Below are 17,292 nucleotides of genomic sequence, written 5' to 3'. Positions count from 1 at the left end.
CTACGGGGTACGGGCTCAGAGGCCGAGGTCGCGGCCGATCAGTTCCTTCATGATCTCGTTGGAACCGGCCCAGATCTTGGTGACACGCGCATCCATCCACGCGCGGGCGGCGCGGTATTCCGTCATGAAGCCGTATCCCCCATGGAGCTGGACACAGTGGTCGAGGACCTCGTTCTGCACCTGTGCAGTCCACCACTTCGCCTTGGCCGCGTCCACAGCAGTCAGCTCACCGGCGGCATGGGCGGCGACACAGTTGTCGACGAAAGCCTGGGTCACCTCGACGCGCGTCACCAGATCTGCAAGAAGGAACTTGTTCCACTGCAACGATCCGATGGACTGACCGAACGCCTTGCGCTCCTTGGCGTACTGGATCGTCTCCTCGAGGATCGGCGCTGCGTGCGCAATGTTCGAGATGGCGGCACCGACGCGTTCCTGCGGAAGCATCTCCATCATGTGGATGAAGCCGCGGTCGATCTCGCCGATGATGTTGGTGGACGGCACCCGGACGTTCTCGAAGAACAGTTCCGCAGTGTCGGCCTCGTGCTGGCCGACCTTGTCGAGCTTGCGGCCGCGCTCGAAGCCCGCCATCCCGGTCTCGACCGCGAACAGGGTGATCCCCTTGGACTTCTTCTCCGGGCTCGTGCGTGCCGCGACGATCACCAGGTCGGCGTTAAAGCCGTTGGTGATGAAGGTCTTGGAGCCGTTGATGATCCAGTCGTCGCCGTCCTTGACCGCGGTGGTCTTCAGCGCAGCAAGGTCGGAACCGCCGGACGGCTCGGTCATCCCGATTGCGGTGAGCAGCTCGCCGGTGCAGAACTTCGGCAGCCAGCGCTGCTTCTGCTCCTCCGTGGTGAGCTGAACAAGGTAGGGCGCGACGACGTCGGCGTGAATCCCGAAGCTCGACGACACAGCAGCACTCGCACGTGAGAGCTCCTCGGCGAGAACAGCGTTGAACCGGTAGTCGCCGGCTTCGCTTCCGCCGTAGGCGTCGGGTACTTCGAGTCCCAGGAGGCCGTTACGGCCGGCCTCGAGCCAGATTTCGCGGTCGATGAAGCGCTGCTCGATGAGCTTGTCTGCCACCGGCAAGATGTTGCGGTTCACGAACTCGCGGGCGGACTCGCGGAACGCCTCGTGATCGGGGCCGTACAGGGTGCGTCGCATGACCAATCCTTCTGGGTTCGAACTCTCGCTGTGTGACGCTTCGGGCATGTAAGCGTCTGCTTATTTTCTAAGCGCTTGCTTATAGTGATACTGCGACACGGTATTGTCAACCGCCGCAGAGCCGAGGATGGAGAGAGTCATGAGCGAATCACCGAGTCAGGTGATCAGCCCCTCCAAGGCTGCCGCGCGCATCCGCGCTGCTGCTGTCGACGCCTTTGCCGCCAATGGGTACGGCGGAACCACTACCCGCGAGATCGCGGCCCGGCTCGACATGAGCCCGGCAGCCATGTACCCGCATTACCGGTCCAAGGAAGAATTGCTCTTCGCCATCAGCTACGAGGGACACACCGCAGCCCTCGACGTCGTGACCGGCGCCGATCTACCGGACGAGTCGCCGTCGACCCGACTGAAGGCGCTGATCGGAGCCTTCGCCAGTTGGCAGGCCACCCATCACGCCCAGGCACGTGTCGTCCAGTACGAACTCAACGCCCTCACCCCCGAGCACTATCGCGACGTCGTCAAACTTCGGCGCGACATCACCCGCGTCGTCCGGGCCGTCGTCGATGCCGGCGCCGCCACCGGCGAGTTCACCGTTCCGGACGGCGAAGGCGTCACTCTCGCGCTCATGTCCCTGTGCGTTGATATCTGCCGATGGTTTCCGGCCGGCGCCTATACCGAACCCCATGTAGTAGCCGACCTCTACGCAGACCTTGCCATGCGCATGGTGGGAGCTAACTGACTCTTGCCCTTGCCTCGCCCGCCGAGTAAGATCGAACATAGGTTCGATTCGGGGGATTCGACGGTGGGGGCTTTCGGTGGATTCAGCATCAGTGTCTACATTTCTGGCCGAGTTGCCGGAACTGGGCAGCGATATCGATGATGTTGCGCGAATCGACCTACTCCGCACGTTGGAAGAACTGAAGGCCGCATGCGCCGGGGCACAGGCCCGAGTGACGGCCGACCTCGATGCCTCCATCCGCGCATCCCGCGCCGATCAGGGAGTGCCCAGGAATCAGCAAGGGCGGGGCATCGCCAACCAGGTGGCGTTGGCGCGGCGCGACTCCCCCTTTCGCGGTGGGCGCCATCTCGGAATGGCCACCGCGCTGGTCCACGAGATGCCTCGCACGCTCAGGCTGCTCGAGCAAGGGATCCTCAGTGAGTGTCGGGCCACCATCCTCGTCCGCGAAACCGCCTGTCTCACCCGGGAAGATCGCACTGCCCTCGACTTCCTGCTCTGTGCCGATTCCTCGACGCTCGACGGACTCGGCGACCAAGCCGTGTGCGCCAAGGTCCGGGCCGCCGCCGCGCGGATCGATGCGGAGGCGGTAGTTCGTCGAGCACGGAAGGCCGTGTCCGATCGGCGGGTCACCTCACGACCGGCACCCGACACCATGGCCTACGTCAGCGCCCTCCTTCCAGTGGCGCAGGGAGTAGCCGTACATGCCACCCTCGCCCGCGATGCCGACGCGATCCTGGCCGCAGGCGATGCACGAACCAGGTCGCAGATCATGGCGGACCTCCTGGTCTCCCGCGTCACCGGCAACACCACCGCTGCCGAACGGCCTGTCATCACAGTGAACCTGGTGATCTCCGACCAAGCCCTTCTCGGCGGCGGATGCGAACCCGCTCACGTGCAGGGGTACGGTCCTGTTCCCGCAGCGCTTGCCAGGCAATGGGTTTCGGACGCCGCCAGCGCCGAGTCCGAGTCGGGAGCGTTGTTGCGACGGGTGTACGCCAACCCGCAGTCGGGTGCCCTGACCGCCACGGAGTCGCAGGCACGGTGCTTCCCGACGGGTCTGGCCAGGCTGATCGATCTACGCGACAAAACATGCCGGACGCCATGGTGTGACGCGCCGATACGACACCACGACCACATCCAGTCCCGGCATACCGGAGGCCCCACCACCGCACACAACGGTGCCGGGCTTTGTGCTGCGTGCAACTACGCCGAACAGGGGGTCGGGTGGAACGCCAGTGCGCACCAGCAACCCGGCAAGGCACACGAAATCGAACTGCGCACGCCCACCGGACACCGATACCGGTCAACCGCACCCCCGCTGCCCAGGCCCCTACGAATCCGCGGAACCGAGGTCACCTCACCGGTCGAGCGCCTCATCATCCACTACCTTCACGCGGCCTGAACATCATCAAGATTTGCAATCCGACCCCAACACACGCGTGCGGTAGCATCACCGCACGCGACCGTGGGGGTCCAGTCGAGCAGGGGGATGGGGAATGAGCAACACACTGCGTCTGGAAGATGACGCGATCGAAAGATGTGTGGGTATTTGCAACGCAATGGTCGCGCAGGTGGACCAGGCGATCAAGAACGCCGACCAGTTGAGGTTTGTTTCGGGCTTCGGAGGATTCGACTCCGCTCAACAGCTCCAGGCTCGCTACGACGAGAAGTTCAACGGTGGAGATGGCTCAGGTTCGGTGCGTGAGCGCCTGAGGGAGTTTCGCGATGTCATCCTCACGATGCGTGACACATTCACAGCGGGGGGTGAAGCGTTCGCCGACACGGATAGCGCGATCAGTCTCGCGCTCGCAAGCATTCGAACTGGAGCCGACCAATGATACGCAAGGCACTCTGCGGAGCCGCGGCACTCACTGTCCTGCTGGGGGGATGTGGCACCGAATCCGCGAGCGGCGATTCCGATCCGGTCGATATGCCCACTTCAACGATGCGGGTACCCCGGCATGTGGATCAGTCCGACAGACCTCAAGTCGTCTTTGATCCCTGCCTAGATCTATCCGATGCGACGTTGACCGCAGCCGGGTACGACCCTAAAAGTAAGAAGAACGCCGACTTCACACCTGACTCGTATACCTTCTTGGGCTGTAGCTACGACAGCTTTCGCAAGCCTGAGGGCTTCTACTATGGCATGAACGTTCTCTCGGGCAACATCACCTTCGCCGATGAAGAAGAGAAGAAGCGCGGCCACGCTGCACCCATCGATATCAATGGCCGACGTGCGCTACTAATCTTCGACAGTACGGTGACCGATTATTGCGAGTTGAGCATCGAGACCTCATACGGCGTACTAGGTTTCACGCGGAGCATCTTCTCAGATCGCCCTGGTGCGACACCCGAATCCGGGTGGTGCGCCGGCCTCGAGGACACCGCCCGGGTCTTTGAGCCGTTCATCCCGAAGGGGGACTGACCGATGGCGCCGCAGGATCCACTCGCTTCCCTTTTCGATGCTCTCTTGCCGTCGGGTCCAGGGGCGGAGCACCGCACCAAGCTGCAGCATTCAGCGGATCAGCTCGGGTCGGAGGAGATCGATCCCCCGTACATCACCATGATGGAGAGCTTCGAGGGTTGGCAGCACGCGGAGATGTACGCGAAGACGCGGGAGATAGATCCGAGCGTCATTGGCGATCTCGCGCAGGCTTGCCACGCCATCGTCGGCTCTCTGCCTATCGGGTTCGGCTTCGCGCTTCTCAAAAGCACGATTGCCGAGAAGTGGGAGGGCGCAGCCGCCGACGCCGCCCTCGCCGCGACTGAGACCCTCGCGGGCGCGAGCGACAAACTCACCGCGGGCGTGCAGGCAATAGGGGTGAAACTCGACATTCTGAGCAGCGCCGCGCAGGACGTGAAAAACTCGATCCCGGCACCGACGTCCGACCAACCTCTCAGCCTTCTTCCCTTGACACCAACTGCGGCGGCTACCCAGGAAGAAGCACGGGAAGCCGCGCGCGAAGAAGCTGTACGTAAGCTGCAGAACATTTACGTCCCCAACTATCAGGACGTAGGCACCAACGTGCCGGTGCTTCCTGCGCCGCACTCCCCATCAGGCGCAGCTGCTGACGGTGCGCGAATCCTCGGCGTGGACGGCGCGGGTTCTCCGGGTGCGACTGACCGATCAGTGCTGAATGGCGACGGAGGGTTCACGTCCGGCACCGGCGACTCCCCCGCGAACGGTGATGCCGCGACGGACGGACAACCTAACGCCAATGACCCGGCGGCTACGTCTGCCGCGAGTGCCGAGGGTGCCGGACAGGGCGGAGGTACTGGATCCGGATCAGCAGCAGGTACTGCGGTCCCGACTACCGCCGCGAATAGCCCGAACGCCGGGGCGGCCGGTTCGGGTGTGGGTGGTTCCGCAAATTCCGGCGGTGTCGGCGGCCACGGTGGAGGCTCGCGGTCGGGCAGCTCCGGCCCGGGTAGTGGTGGCAGTGGCGCTGGCGGATCGAGCACTCGCAAGCGCAATGACAAGCGGGACAGCGAATCACAGGGAAGCGCCGTGGTATCGGGTAACCCGATACCACCAGGCGGGGCAGCAGCAGGAGCTGGAGCTGCGGCCGCCGCAGCTGCCGCGACACCGGTGAAGCCGAGCATGAGCCGACCCGGAATGGGCATGGGTCCGGGCATGATGGGTGCACCCGGACGGGTCGGCGGCAACGGTGATGGTGACACCGAACACCAAACCCCCAGCTACCTGATCAACGTCGACAACGGCAACGAATTGATCGGCAAACTCGATCCCGTAGCCCCACCGGTCATCGGCGCATGAACTGGCAGCTGTCCTCGGCGCAGTTCATGTCTCTCTGGGAGGCAACAAATCTCGACAGAATGCCGTACCCGTTGTTGTATCGTTCGGCCGCTGCGACCGCGGACGGGTACGCCCGCCAACAGCGCGAACTGGAAGAGTGGCGGCTCGCCCTCCGCGAGCCGGAACTCGACGCCGCGATAGCCGCCCTACGGAACCCCGACATGTCGGTTACCGTCGTCGCCCCCTCCGCCGAAGCCGACTCTGGGGTGCGGCGGAGGGGCAGCATCCGCGGCCGGGTTGCGGTCGTCGCCGAACAGTTGCGTGGTGCCCCCGGGCGGGGAGACATACGACTCGACTTGAACACCGCCACGGACAGCGCAAACCTCGACTGGCTCACTACCCGGTTGCTGCTCGATCTTCCCGACTGCACACCCGGACGAACCCCCTCGCTGACGGCACACCCCGACGACCTCGATACCGGTGGCCACCGTTCCTCGGTGCTCCAGAATGCTCAGGCTTCGGACGGCGCGTTACTGAGGCGACTGGTCACTCGACCACGGACGGGCATCGGATACATCTGCATCCGCGGACAGCGTCGGGAGCTCGACGAACCGGTGCTCGGTGAACTGACGTGGATCGATGTGGAAGCCGACGGACGATACCTCTACCACCAGGATCACTGCGTCCATCTGCGATCGGCGACCGTTCACACAGTCCGCGAGGAGCTTGGGAAACGTCTGGGCACTGCCCTGGCCGCACCTTCGCCGAGACGGCGCTGAGCGTTACTCTGGTCGCATGGCCGATCGGGACAGGGACGGAACAGGCAAACCCGTCAATGCGCGCCCCCGCGACGAACTCGGCCGCCCGCTGCCGCACGACGCCGAGGGTGTGCCCCGCATCCCCGATGACTTGCGGTTACCACCCGACGAGTCGATCACCGAAGCGCAACGCCTCCTGGACCACGGTATGCCCTTCCACGCCCATGAAGTTCTGGAAGGCACGTGGAAAATCGCGCCCGAGGACGAGCGGGAACTGTGGCAAGGACTCGCTCAGCTCGCCGTCGGATTGACGCATCTGATGCGCGGCAACAAGACCGGCGCCCGCTCACTTCTGCGCCAAGGTCACGACCGTATCCGGCATTACGAGGTCGAGGCACCGCACGGCCTCGACATCTCCGGACTGCTGACGTGGTCCGAACACCTCACCGATGAGATCGATCGCGTCGACCCGCTGCCGGCGACGCCCGTCCCCCGATTGCGAATCCCCTGATGCCACTGCTCCCCATGTTCCCGCTGGGATCGGCGATGCTGCCCGGCCAGCAGCTGCCGTTGCACGTCTTCGAACCGCGGTACCAGGAATTGGTTCGCGACTGCCTCGCTTCACCTGACGGCCCCCGCTTCGGTGTCGTTCTGATCGCCCGCGGCCACGAGGTGGGTGGTGGTGACGTCCGCCATGATGTCGGGACCATCGCCCGCATCGAATCCCATGCCACTGTCGGCGACGGGCGTTACGAGCTGTTCTGCCGAACCGAAGATCGCATCAAGGTGTCGAAGTGGCTGCCCGACAATCCCTATCCGATCGCCGAGGTCGATCTGTGGCCAGACGAGAACACCGGCACACAGACCGCCGACTACGAATTTCCGGCCCTCGTCGAGCGACTCGAGTTCCTGTACGGCCTGTTGCGACGGCTGGCGATCGCCACCGACAACGTCCCACCCGAGGTTCCCGTGGTCAGCGGTTTCCGAGGTGACCTAGGTGCGCGGCTCTACGAGCTGGCCACCTACATCCCGATGGGCGACGCCGATCGCCTCGAAATTCTCGCCGCTGCCGGCGCCGACGAACGGACCAGGGTGGTGTCCGAGGCCATCGAGAACGCCATCGAAATGGTGCAGTTCCGGCTGCTGTGATCCACCCCTCCCCGAGGGTGGTCAAGAGTGGTCCGGAGAGCGTGTACAGTAGGAAATGCAACGCGGGGTGGAGCAGCTCGGTAGCTCGCTGGGCTCATAACCCAGAGGTCGCAGGTTCAAATCCTGTCCCCGCTACCACAGAGAACGGCCCCGGAGATTTCGATCTCCGGGGCCGTTTTTGCATGCGTGCGCTCATGCCGCCCCATCCTCCCGAACTAGAACGTATTCTCGATGGGGAGGCTCAGGAGGTACCGTGCAGCTCGAAGACGTGGATCTTTACGACCCGGACACGTATGTGAACGGCGTGCCGCACGAGATGTTCGCCGCGCTTCGACGAGATGCACCGATCTATCGGCATTACGACCACAGAGGTCAACCGTTCTGGTGCGTCACCCGCCACGCAGACATCGTGGCAGTGAACCGGGATGCCACCACCTACTCGTCCTGGCGAGGCGCCACCTACCTCGACGACCTCGACCCCGCGGATCTGGCCGGCCAGCAGTTGATGATGCTGAACATGGATCCGCCCGACCACACGGCATTGCGCAAAATCGTCAGCAAGGGCTTCACACCGCGGCGGATCGGTGAACTCCACGACATCCTCGCGCGCCGGGCCACCACGATCGTCGATGCGGTGATCGAACGGGGCGAATGCGACTTCGTCGTCGATGTGGCGTCAGAACTTCCTTTGCAGGCGATTGCCGACTTCCTGGGTGTACCGCAGGAGGATCGTAAGCTCATCTTCGATCTGACCAACCAGATGATCGGTTCGAGCGACCCGGAGTTCCATGGCGAGGCAGGTCAGGAGCGCGATGCCGCCGCTCAGATGTTCGCGTACAGCCAGTCGATGTTCGAGGACCGTCAGCAGCATCCGCGCGACGACATCGCGACCGCGTTGATCAAGGCCGACGTCCACGGTGAGAAACTCAGCGAACTCGATTTCAACATGTTCTTCATGCTGCTCGCGGTCGCCGGCAACGAGACCACCCGCAACGCAATCTCGCACACGCAGTTGGCCCTGATGGAACACCCCGACCAGCGCCGGAAGGTACTCGACGATCCAGCCAAGCTCGACTCCCTCATCGAGGAGGGTCTGCGCTGGGCCACCCCGGTCATGCAGTTCCGGCGCACCGCGACCACCGACACCGTGCTCGGTGGTGTGGAGATTGCAGAGGGTGATCGAGTGGTGATCTGGCACATGTCCGGCAATCGCGACGAAGCGGTATTCGATGACCCCTATACGTTCGACATCGACCGCTCCCCCAACCACCACGTTGCCTTCGGCGGCGGCGGTCACCATTTCTGTCTGGGCGCCAACCTCGCACGGGCCGAGATGAAGGTGATGCTCGCGGAAATTCTGCGTCGTATGCCCGACATGGAGCAGACCGAGCCCGCCCAGCGACTGCGATCCAACTTCATCAACGGCCTGAAACACCTGCCCGTCCAGTTCGCGCCGGCGGCTCCTTCGTGACGGGGGGCCGCGAAAACACCGACCAGCCATAGCTATTCGACGGGCAGGCTGCGGCCTTCCGGTTTTTCTGTCAGGCTGAGAGAGTGAACAACGTCGACGCAGTGGTCATCGGATCCGGCCCCAACGGCCTCGTCGCTGCCGCGACTCTGGCGGACGCAGGGTGGGATGTCGCAGTTGTCGAGGCACAGCCCACCGCTGGTGGCGCCGTGCGATCCGCGGAGCTCGTGCCCGGATACTGTTCCGACCTGTTCAGCGCCTTCTATCCGCTGTCCGCGGTCTCCCCTGCGATCCGCGGGCTCGACCTCGAAGCGCACGGGCTGCGGTGGAGTTACGCACCCAAAGCCCTCGGGCACGCCCGATCAGCGGACGACGAGGATGCGCCCGTCATTCATCCGGATCCCGCGGACACCGCCGCGGATCTCGAACGCAGGCAGCCCGGCGACGGTGATGCGTGGATGCAGCTCATCGAGCAATGGCACGACATCAAGGACCCGTTGATCAACACCTTGTTCAGCCCGTTCCCGCCCGTGCGCGGCCCGGGTCGCCTGCTGCGGCAACTGGGCACTGCGGACACTCTGCGGCTGGCTCGGTTCCTCCTGCTTCCTGCCCGGCGGATGGCTCACGAGCTGTTCCGCAGCGAGGCTGCCCGCGTGCTGCTGCTCGGCAACGCGATGCACGCCGACGTTCCGCCCGACTCCGCCGGCAGCGGCGTCATGGGCTACATCCTGACGATGCTCGCCCAGGACCACGGCTACCCCGTGCCGATGGGTGGGGCGGGTGAGCTGGCAGCCGCCATGGTGCGGCGAGGAGAACGCGCCGGGGCGCAGTATCACTACAACGACGCCGTCACCGCCATCGACGTGCGTGCAGGGCGCGCCGTCGGCGTGCGAACGGCGTCGGGTGCACACTTCCTCGCGCGCCGGGCCGTGGTCGCCGACGTTTCGGCACCGGCCCTCTACGGATCGCTGCTCCCGGACGCCGCCGTCTCGTCCCGGCTGCGCGACGATCTCCGGCACTTCGAATGGGACACACCGGTTGTCAAGGTGAATTATGCGCTGTCGCACAAGATCCCATGGCGTTCCGCCAGCCTTGCCGGGGCGGGCACCGTCCATCTCGGGGCCGGCGACGACGGACTCGTGCATTGGATGGCCGATCTGACCACCGGAACCGTCCCCGAGACTCCGTTCCTGCTGTTCGGTCAGATGACCACCTCGGATCCGACGAGATCACCAGAGGGCACCGAAAGTGCGTGGGCATACACGCATCTTCCGCGCGGCGTCAGCGACGACGCGTCCGCCGAACTGCTGGCACAGCGGGTGGACGACGTGCTCGAGGCGCACGCGCCCGGGTTCAAGGACATCGTCGTCGGGCGCGTCGTCCAGCGACCCTCCGATTTGGAGGCGTCCAATGCCAACCTCGTCGGGGGCGCCGTGAACGGCGGGACTGCGCAGCTCCACCAGCAGCTGGTGTTTCGGCCAGGACCGGGCAATGCCCGCGCAGAGACGCCGATCAGCGGTCTCTACCTGGGCAGTTCCTCGGCTCACCCGGGCGGTGGCGTCCATGGCGTCTGCGGGTTGAATGCCGCCCACGCCGCGCTGAGTGCGGACGGCCCGCGTGGTTGGCTGCGACGGCGCACCTCGACCAGTGTCATCGACCTCTTGTCGAAGGGCCCGAAAGGGAAACCCTTCGAGAAATGATCCCGCGCGTCCCGTGATTCACGCCTTGCCGAGCCCCCTTACCGTGCGATGATCTGAGTCGTCGAACTGGGACAACGAAGGGGCGTCATGCACCATCGAGAATCATCCTTCGCCGGTGTCGGTGGAGTCCGCATCGCCTACGACGTGTGGCTCCCGGACCGTCGCCCCCGCGGCGTGCTGGTCCTCTGCCACGGATTCGGCGAGCATGCCCGTCGCTACGACCACGTGATCGAACGGCTCGGCGAACTCGACCTCGCGATCTACACTCCCGATCATCGTGGCCACGGACGATCGGGGGGCAAGCGAGTTCATCTGCGAGATTGGACCGAGTTCACCGACGACCTGCACCAGTTGTTCGGTATTGCATCCACCGACTGGCCCGGCACCGATCGTTTCCTCCTGGGCCACAGCATGGGGGGTGCCATCGCCCTGTCCTACGCGCTCGATCATCAGCAGGACTTGAAGGCCTTGATGTTGTCGGGGCCCGCCGTCGACATCACCAGCGGGACGCCGCGGGTGGTCGTCGAGATCGGCAAGCTCGTGGGCCGTTTCCTCCCCGGGCTGCCGGTGGAGTCACTCGACGCGAAACTCATTTCCCGCAATCCGGCTGTCGTATCGGCCTACGAGGATGATCCGCTGGTGCACCACGGGAAGGTCCCTGCCGGCATCGCCCGCGGCATGATCGTCACCGCGGAGAAGCTGCCCGAGCGGCTGCCGTCGTTGACCATCCCGCTCCTCCTCCAGCACGGCAAGGAGGACGGACTCGCCAGCGTCCGTGGTACCGAACTGATTGCCGAGTACGCCGGTTCTCCGGATCTGACGGTCGAGATCTACGAAAACCTCTACCACGAGGTGTACAACGAACCTGAGAACGAAGAGGTTCTCGACGACCTGCTGAACTGGTTGCGTCCCCGCGTTCAGAGCTGATCACGCGCGTCCGCGGCAGGGGTGCACTGCACACCTGTTCGGGGGATGCCAGGATGGGCTGATGAAACGTCACGTCTCCGCCACTCTCGACATCGAGGTCACCGACGCCACCAGTCTCGAGTTCAAGATTGCGGTGGCGCGGAATCCGGCCTCCGAATTGTCGGAGTCGCTGACGTTCACTCTCGACGGCGACCGTATCGATGCACGGGAGATCTTGGCAGAGCACGGTACTCGCGTGCACCTGCTCGAGGTAGCGCCGGGATCACTGCACGTCGAGTACTCGGCTTCGGTTGCGGGCAAGGGCGATCCGCCGCCGGTCACCGATTACGACATCTCGAAGTACCTGCGGCCCAGTCGATATGCCGAGGCGGACAAGTTCTTCGGATTCACCGGCGGCGAGTTCGATCTATCCAAGCCGAAGGCCGAACTCGTGCAGGACATCACGAACTGGGTCGGGTCACGGTTGCTGTACCAAGGTGGATCGAGCAGATCCACCGACAGCGCGGTAGACACCATGCTTTCCGGCGCTGGGGTATGCCGTGACTTCGCCCACCTCACCGTGGCGCTTCTGCGCGCCGTCACCATTCCTGCCCGCCTCGTGGCGGTGTACGCACCGGGGTGCGATCCGATGGATTTTCACGCCGTGGTCGAGGCGTTCGTCGACGAGCAGTGGCGGGTGGTCGACCCAACGCAACTCGCCCCGCGCGAATCTTTGATGCGGATCGCGACGGGTCGCGACGCCGCCGACACAGCGTTTCTCGACAACCACGGCGGGGCCATCACCCTCGAGAACACGGTTGTCACCGCCGTGGTGGACGGCGAATTCCCCTCCGACGACTACCGCACTCCGACCTCACTGACCTGACGGTCAGGTTGCGTCCGAGAGCTTTTCGTTGAGAACGGCCAACTGAATCTTCTTCGCGTCGGCGTGCACCTGCCGCCCGTGTTCGGTGACGTCCACGAACACGCCCCTCCGATCTGCTTCACACAAGGAACGGGCGACGAGGCCGGCTTTCTCGAGTCGGGCCACGCTGCGGGACAACGCGCTGGGGCTGAGGTACATCTCTGCGGCCAGGTCCTGCATGCGAGGCCGGTCGCAGGTGGCGTCCATGAGGCGGTCGAGCGTCTCGAAATCACTCATGCTCAAGCTGTGAGCGTGTTGCATCTCACGGTCCAACTCGCAGGCTATGTCGTTGTACCTGCTTGCAAGCAGCCTCCACGTGTCGCGCAGGTCTGCATTCGATCCCATGTCCGCATCCTAGCGCGCGAACGAATTAGATGCAAAGGCATTAAATGCAGACGAAATTAGTGCTTGCGCATTGATTGCATGTGCATCTACATTTCCTTCTGTGACTATCCTCGAGACCACCCCGCCGACCGAGCAGACCTGGACTCCCCGCCTCTGGGGCATCCTCGCCGTGCTGTGCCTCGTAATGTTTCTCGACGGTCTGGACGTGTCGATGGTGGGGGTCGCGCTGCCCTCCATCGGCACCGAACTAGGACTGTCGACCACCTCGCTGCAATGGATCATCAACGGTTACGTCCTGGGATTCGGCGGACTGCTGTTACTCGGTGGCCGCACCGCCGACCTGCTCGGGCGGCGTCGGGTGTTCCTGACCGCCCTCACCGTGTTCGCCGTCGCGTCCCTGGTCGGCGGTCTCGTCGACAACGGCACGCTGCTCATCGCCAGCCGCTTCGTCAAGGGACTGGCCGCGGCGTTCACCGCGCCGACCGCGATGTCGATCCTCACGACGACGTTCAAGGAGGGCCCGGCGCGCAACCGGGCGTTGTCGATCTTCTCGGTGTTCGGAGCAAGCGGCTACTCGTCCGGGCTGATCCTGGGTGGCCTCCTGACCAGCGCCGGCTGGCGTTGGACCTTCCTCATGCCCGTGCCGTTCGCAGTTCTCGCACTGGTTGCCGGCACCATCCTGATTCCGCGCGACCGAGCAGCCGACACGGGCGGGCACGACATGGTCGGAGCAGCGACACTGGTGTCCGGGATGCTGCTCGCCGTGTACACCGTCGTGTCGGCGCCGGCGCGCGGATGGTCGGAACCGCTCACTCTGGGGTCCTTCGCGCTGGCCGCAGCACTTCTCGCATCGTTCTTCGTGGCGGAGCAGCGGGTGGCACATCCACTTGTGCGACTGAGCATCCTGCGGGTAGGAACGATCGTTCGGGCCAACCTCAGCATCGTCGCGCTGTTCGGCTCCTATCTGAGCTTCCAGTTCATGATGACAATTTTCCTGCAGTCGGTATTGGGCTGGTCGCCCTTGGAGATGGCCCTGGGCCTGCTCCCCGCCGGCGTGATCGTGGCCTTCGGATCACCGTTCGTCGGACGGCTCATCGATGCTTTCGGCACGGCACGCATGATCATCGCCGCGCTGACGTCCCTGAGCCTGGGCTACCTGTGGTTCCTCTTCGCCGGTAGTGACGATCCGAACTACGTTTTCGCCATCCTGCCCAGTGTGATTCTGCTGGGGGTGGGGTTCGCTTTCGGATTCACGTCGATCATGGCCCAGGCCACGTCGGGCGTCGACGACTCCGAGCAGGGCCTGGCGTCGGGACTGGTGCAGACCTCTGCACAGGTGGGTGCCGCACTCGTTCTCGCACTCACGACTGCGCTGGTCACCGCCGGTTCGCATGCCGCGTCCAGCATCAGCGGTACCGGCTTCCACCAGTTCCATTCGGGTCTGGTACTTGTCACCGGGGTCGCGCTGGCCGGCCTCCTGGTCACCGTCTCACCGTTGCTTCGCCGGGTGATCAACCCGGCGTAGCGATGACGGCCAGGAAGTTGCAGGGCGAAGTTCAGCTCGCCAATCGGCGCTCTAGCTGCGTAATGATGTCGGCGGCCACCTCGGTGGGCGAACCGCCCACGTCGACGACGATGGCGTTCTCGTCCGGTTCGATCGGCTCGAGCGTCGAAATTTGCGTGTCGAGGAGCGAAGCCGGCATGAAATGGTCGAGCCGGGTGGTCAGTCGCTGCCCGATCTGTTCTCTCGATCCGGCGAGATGGACGAACACGACCCGATCGCCGCGCAGCACGTCACGATAGCTGCGCTTGAGGGCCGAGCACGTAATGATTCCCGGGAGACCCTTGTCGGTGTGGTCCTTGATCCAGGCCGCGATCAGGTCGAGCCACGGCCACCGGTCCTCGTCGGTCAACGGCTGCCCGGACGCCATCTTCGCGACGTTCGCCGGTGGATGCAGGGCGTCACCCTCCTGCAGGTCCCATCCCATGGCGCCGGCGATGATTCCGGCCACCGTCGACTTCCCCGACCCGGACACACCCATCAGTACCAGTACCGGAATTGTCTTGTCGTTACGCGTCATTGGTCTGTCCCTCAGATGAACGCGCTCAGCGCGAGGACACCGGCCAGGCCGGTCACGGAAATGATGCACTCCATCACCGTCCATGTCTTCAGGTTCTGGACCACCGTGACTCCCAGATACTCCTTGACGAGCCAGAAGCCGGCGTCGTTGACGTGGGAAAGGAAGAGTGAACCGGAGCCGATGGCGAGAACCATCAACGACACGTGTGTGGACGTCAGTTCGGCAGCGACCGGGGCGAGAATCCCTGATGCGGTGACGGTCGCAACGGTGGCCGAGCCCGTGGCGACGCGGATCAACACCGCGACCAGCCAGGCGAGGAACAGCACCGGAAGGGCGCTGCCCTTGATGGCCTCGGCGATCACATCGGCGATACCCGTGTCGATGAGAACCTGCTTGAATCCGCCGCCCGCTCCGACGATGAGAAGGATTCCCGCGATGGGGGGCAGCGAACTCTCGAGCGACGACGCAATGGCCTTGCGGTCCATACCGCCACCGCGGCCGAGTAGCACCATCCCGGCGAGCACGGCCAGACCGAGGGCGACGACCGGGGTTCCGAGGAAGTCGAGCAGGTTCTTGGCAGCGGTCTCCGAATCGGGGGCGATGACGTCGGCGATGGCCTTACCCAGCATCAGAACGACGGGCAGCAGGATGGCGGCGAGGGTCGCCGCGAAACCGGGGCGCTGACGCTCTGCGGCTGCCTCGGCACCCTCGAGGTCCTCGGTCGTGACGTACAGCTCGGGTACCGGCACGTCCACCCAGCGCGCCGCCAGCTTGCTGAACAGCGGGCCGGCCACGATCACGGTGGGAATGGCCACGACCACACCGAGCGCGAGAGTGAGCCCCAGATTGGCGTTGAGAGCCGACACCGCGACGAGTGGTCCGGGGTGCGGTGGGACAAGGCCGTGCATGGCCGACAAACCGGCAAGGGTGGGGATGGCGATGCGCATCAACGACAGGCCCGACCGTCGAGCTACCAGGATGATCACCGGCATCAGCAGCACGAGGCCGATCTCGAAGAACATCGGTAATCCGATGACCGCACCGACCAGAGCCATCATCCAGGGCAGTGTGCGTGGCCCGGAACGTCCGACGAGCGTGTCGACCACCCGATCTGCGCCACCGGAGTCGGCAAGCAACTTTCCGAACATCGCGCCGAACCCGATGAGGATGCCGACGCTTCCCATCGTCGCGCCGAAGCCCTCCACGAAAGCGGTCACCGAATCCGTGGCTCCGAGCCCGGCAGCGATTCCGACACCGACGGCACCGATCGCCAACGCGAGAAAGGGATGCAGCTTGAGCCAGGTGATCATCGCGATGATGGCGGCGACGCCGACGACGGCGGCCGTGATCAAGCGCGCGTCATGACCGGCGCTGTCCGCGGCGGCGAGTAGTGAAGCGGTACCCATCTGTTGCTCCCGGGTTATCGGTGGTGGACTCGACCCATGTTCGTGATGCCCGTCACTTTGCCTCATAAATCCTACGATTACAAGATGCGTAGCTATTACGTAGTACTTAGAAGGGCAAGATGGGCGTCAATGTGTGTTCAGTGCGGGCGACCATGGGAGCATCGGCGAATGACCAACTCAGACGCCGTCGAGTACCGGCAATTGCACGAGACGGTGCTCGACCGGTTGGGAAGCGACATCGTGGCGGGTGTCGTCGCGCCCGGCACCCGCATCTCGGCCGACGACGTGGTGACGCAGTACTCCGTCTCCCGCACCGTGGTCCGGGAAGTGGTACGCGTACTCGAATCATTGGGACTTCTCGCGGTGCGGCGCAGAGTAGGCATCACCGTCCTCGGCGAGGACCACTGGAACTCCCTCGACCCCAGCGTCATTCGATGGAAGCTGGCCGGGCCACAGCGCTTCGAGCAGCTGTCCAGTCTGAGCGAGTTGCGGTCGGGTATCGAGCCTCTCGCGGCCCGTCTCGCAGCAGAGCGCGCCACACCGGAACAGTGTGGCGCGCTCACAGCGGCAGTGATCGGCATGGCGTCCACCGCCCGGGCTGCGGACACCGACGCCTATCTCGGCCACGACTCCGACTTTCACCGGACGTTGCTGGCCGCCTCGGGCAATCCCTTACTGAGGGCGATGTCGCAGATCGTGGTGGAGGTTCTCGAGGGCAGGACCCGGCATTCGCTCATGCCGCACGTCGCCGAAGACGAGGCCATTGCGCTCCACGGCGTCGTCGCTTCGTCCGTTCAGAGGGGCGATGCGGCTGCCGCGGAGGCGGCCATGCGGGCGATCGTCACCGAATCCGCCACCGCGATCGAAGAACTGAAGGACGACGCCGAGCGCTGAGTA

At 64.5% G+C, this 17,292-nt stretch carries 18 protein-coding genes and 1 tRNA gene; 15 read left to right on the top strand and 4 right to left on the bottom strand.

What is annotated here, in order from left to right; translation table 11 throughout:
* Positions 1-15: 15 nt before the first annotated feature.
* Positions 16-1,161 carry an acyl-CoA dehydrogenase family protein gene (locus GFS60_RS19195; protein WP_159923676.1) on the bottom strand — a complete coding sequence of 382 codons (1,146 nt, stop codon included), beginning with the start codon at positions 1,159-1,161 and terminating at the stop codon, positions 16-18.
* Between the two features lie 139 nt (positions 1,162-1,300).
* Here GFS60_RS19195 and GFS60_RS19190 point away from each other — a divergent pair, with 139 nt between their 5' ends.
* The 13 genes from GFS60_RS19190 (at position 1,301) to GFS60_RS19130 (ending at position 12,524) form a co-directional block, all read left to right on the top strand.
* Entirely contained in the window at positions 1,301-1,900 is a 600-nt protein-coding gene (locus GFS60_RS19190) for a TetR/AcrR family transcriptional regulator (RefSeq protein ID WP_201453401.1), read from the top strand.
* 76 nt (positions 1,901-1,976) lie between these two features.
* The gene (locus tag GFS60_RS19185) at positions 1,977-3,302 is read left to right on the top strand and encodes an HNH endonuclease (RefSeq protein ID WP_159923672.1); all 1,326 of its coding nucleotides are present in this window, start codon (positions 1,977-1,979) and stop codon (positions 3,300-3,302) included.
* 94 nt (positions 3,303-3,396) lie between these two features.
* Positions 3,397-3,738 carry a hypothetical protein gene (locus GFS60_RS19180; RefSeq protein ID WP_159923670.1) on the top strand — a complete coding sequence of 114 codons (342 nt, stop codon included), beginning with the start codon at positions 3,397-3,399 and terminating at the stop codon, positions 3,736-3,738.
* Positions 3,735-4,325, top strand: a complete 591-nt coding sequence (locus GFS60_RS19175) for a DUF3558 domain-containing protein (protein WP_159923668.1) — start codon at positions 3,735-3,737, stop codon at positions 4,323-4,325. The genes GFS60_RS19180 and GFS60_RS19175 overlap by 4 nt, the downstream gene beginning before the upstream one ends.
* Before the next feature lie 3 nt (positions 4,326-4,328).
* Positions 4,329-5,678 carry a hypothetical protein gene (locus GFS60_RS19170; protein WP_159923666.1) on the top strand — a complete coding sequence of 450 codons (1,350 nt, stop codon included), beginning with the start codon at positions 4,329-4,331 and terminating at the stop codon, positions 5,676-5,678.
* Positions 5,675-6,436, top strand: coding sequence for an ESX secretion-associated protein EspG (locus tag GFS60_RS19165; RefSeq protein ID WP_159923664.1), 762 nt, complete (start codon positions 5,675-5,677; stop codon positions 6,434-6,436). The genes GFS60_RS19170 and GFS60_RS19165 overlap by 4 nt, the downstream gene beginning before the upstream one ends.
* 16 nt (positions 6,437-6,452) lie before the next feature.
* Positions 6,453-6,926: a DUF309 domain-containing protein gene (locus tag GFS60_RS19160; RefSeq protein WP_159923662.1), complete on the top strand. Its 474-nt coding sequence runs from the start codon at positions 6,453-6,455 to the stop codon at positions 6,924-6,926.
* Positions 6,926-7,564, top strand: coding sequence for an LON peptidase substrate-binding domain-containing protein (locus GFS60_RS19155; RefSeq protein WP_159923660.1), 639 nt, complete (start codon positions 6,926-6,928; stop codon positions 7,562-7,564). The genes GFS60_RS19160 and GFS60_RS19155 overlap by 1 nt, the downstream gene beginning before the upstream one ends.
* Positions 7,565-7,625: 61 nt before the next feature.
* A tRNA-Met gene (locus GFS60_RS19150) sits at positions 7,626-7,702 on the top strand.
* A 115-nt stretch (positions 7,703-7,817) separates the two neighbouring features.
* Positions 7,818-9,035, top strand: a complete 1,218-nt coding sequence (locus tag GFS60_RS19145) for a cytochrome P450 (RefSeq protein ID WP_159923658.1) — start codon at positions 7,818-7,820, stop codon at positions 9,033-9,035.
* Positions 9,036-9,118: 83 nt separating this feature from the next.
* Positions 9,119-10,732, top strand: a complete 1,614-nt coding sequence (locus tag GFS60_RS19140) for a phytoene desaturase family protein (RefSeq protein ID WP_159923656.1) — start codon at positions 9,119-9,121, stop codon at positions 10,730-10,732.
* A gap of 87 nt (positions 10,733-10,819) precedes the next feature.
* Positions 10,820-11,659, top strand: coding sequence for an alpha/beta hydrolase (locus tag GFS60_RS19135; protein ID WP_159923654.1), 840 nt, complete (start codon positions 10,820-10,822; stop codon positions 11,657-11,659).
* A 61-nt stretch (positions 11,660-11,720) separates the two neighbouring features.
* Positions 11,721-12,524 (top strand): transglutaminase-like domain-containing protein, encoded by an 804-nt coding sequence (locus GFS60_RS19130; RefSeq protein ID WP_159923653.1) that lies wholly within the window; start codon positions 11,721-11,723, stop codon positions 12,522-12,524.
* Between the two features lie 3 nt (positions 12,525-12,527).
* On the opposite strand, the gene GFS60_RS19125 is transcribed toward GFS60_RS19130, so the two are convergent.
* Entirely contained in the window at positions 12,528-12,800 is a 273-nt protein-coding gene (locus GFS60_RS19125; RefSeq protein ID WP_236603204.1) for a MarR family transcriptional regulator, read from the bottom strand.
* Between the two features lie 208 nt (positions 12,801-13,008).
* Here GFS60_RS19125 and GFS60_RS19120 point away from each other — a divergent pair, with 208 nt between their 5' ends.
* A complete protein-coding gene (locus GFS60_RS19120) occupies positions 13,009-14,433 on the top strand; it encodes an MFS transporter (RefSeq protein ID WP_236603203.1) in 1,425 nt (474 codons plus the stop codon).
* 31 nt (positions 14,434-14,464) lie between these two features.
* On the opposite strand, the gene GFS60_RS19115 is transcribed toward GFS60_RS19120, so the two are convergent.
* Together GFS60_RS19115 and GFS60_RS19110 are read right to left on the bottom strand one after the other, a co-directional pair.
* On the bottom strand, positions 14,465-14,989 hold the full coding sequence (locus GFS60_RS19115) for a gluconokinase (RefSeq protein ID WP_159923649.1): 525 nt from the start codon (positions 14,987-14,989) through the stop codon (positions 14,465-14,467).
* Between the two features lie 11 nt (positions 14,990-15,000).
* Positions 15,001-16,395, bottom strand: a complete 1,395-nt coding sequence (locus GFS60_RS19110) for a GntP family permease (RefSeq protein WP_159923647.1) — start codon at positions 16,393-16,395, stop codon at positions 15,001-15,003.
* Positions 16,396-16,563: 168 nt separating this feature from the next.
* Here GFS60_RS19110 and GFS60_RS19105 point away from each other — a divergent pair, with 168 nt between their 5' ends.
* A complete protein-coding gene (locus GFS60_RS19105; RefSeq protein ID WP_109333811.1) occupies positions 16,564-17,289 on the top strand; it encodes a FadR/GntR family transcriptional regulator in 726 nt (241 codons plus the stop codon).
* Positions 17,290-17,292: the final 3 nt, after the last annotated feature.

Source organism: Rhodococcus sp. WAY2 (assembly GCF_009859915.1).
Lineage (GTDB): Bacteria > Actinomycetota > Actinomycetes > Mycobacteriales > Mycobacteriaceae > Rhodococcus_F > Rhodococcus_F oxybenzonivorans.
The sequence above is the reverse complement of the archived record's forward strand: the minus strand, read 5'-3'. Positions and strand labels throughout refer to the sequence as shown.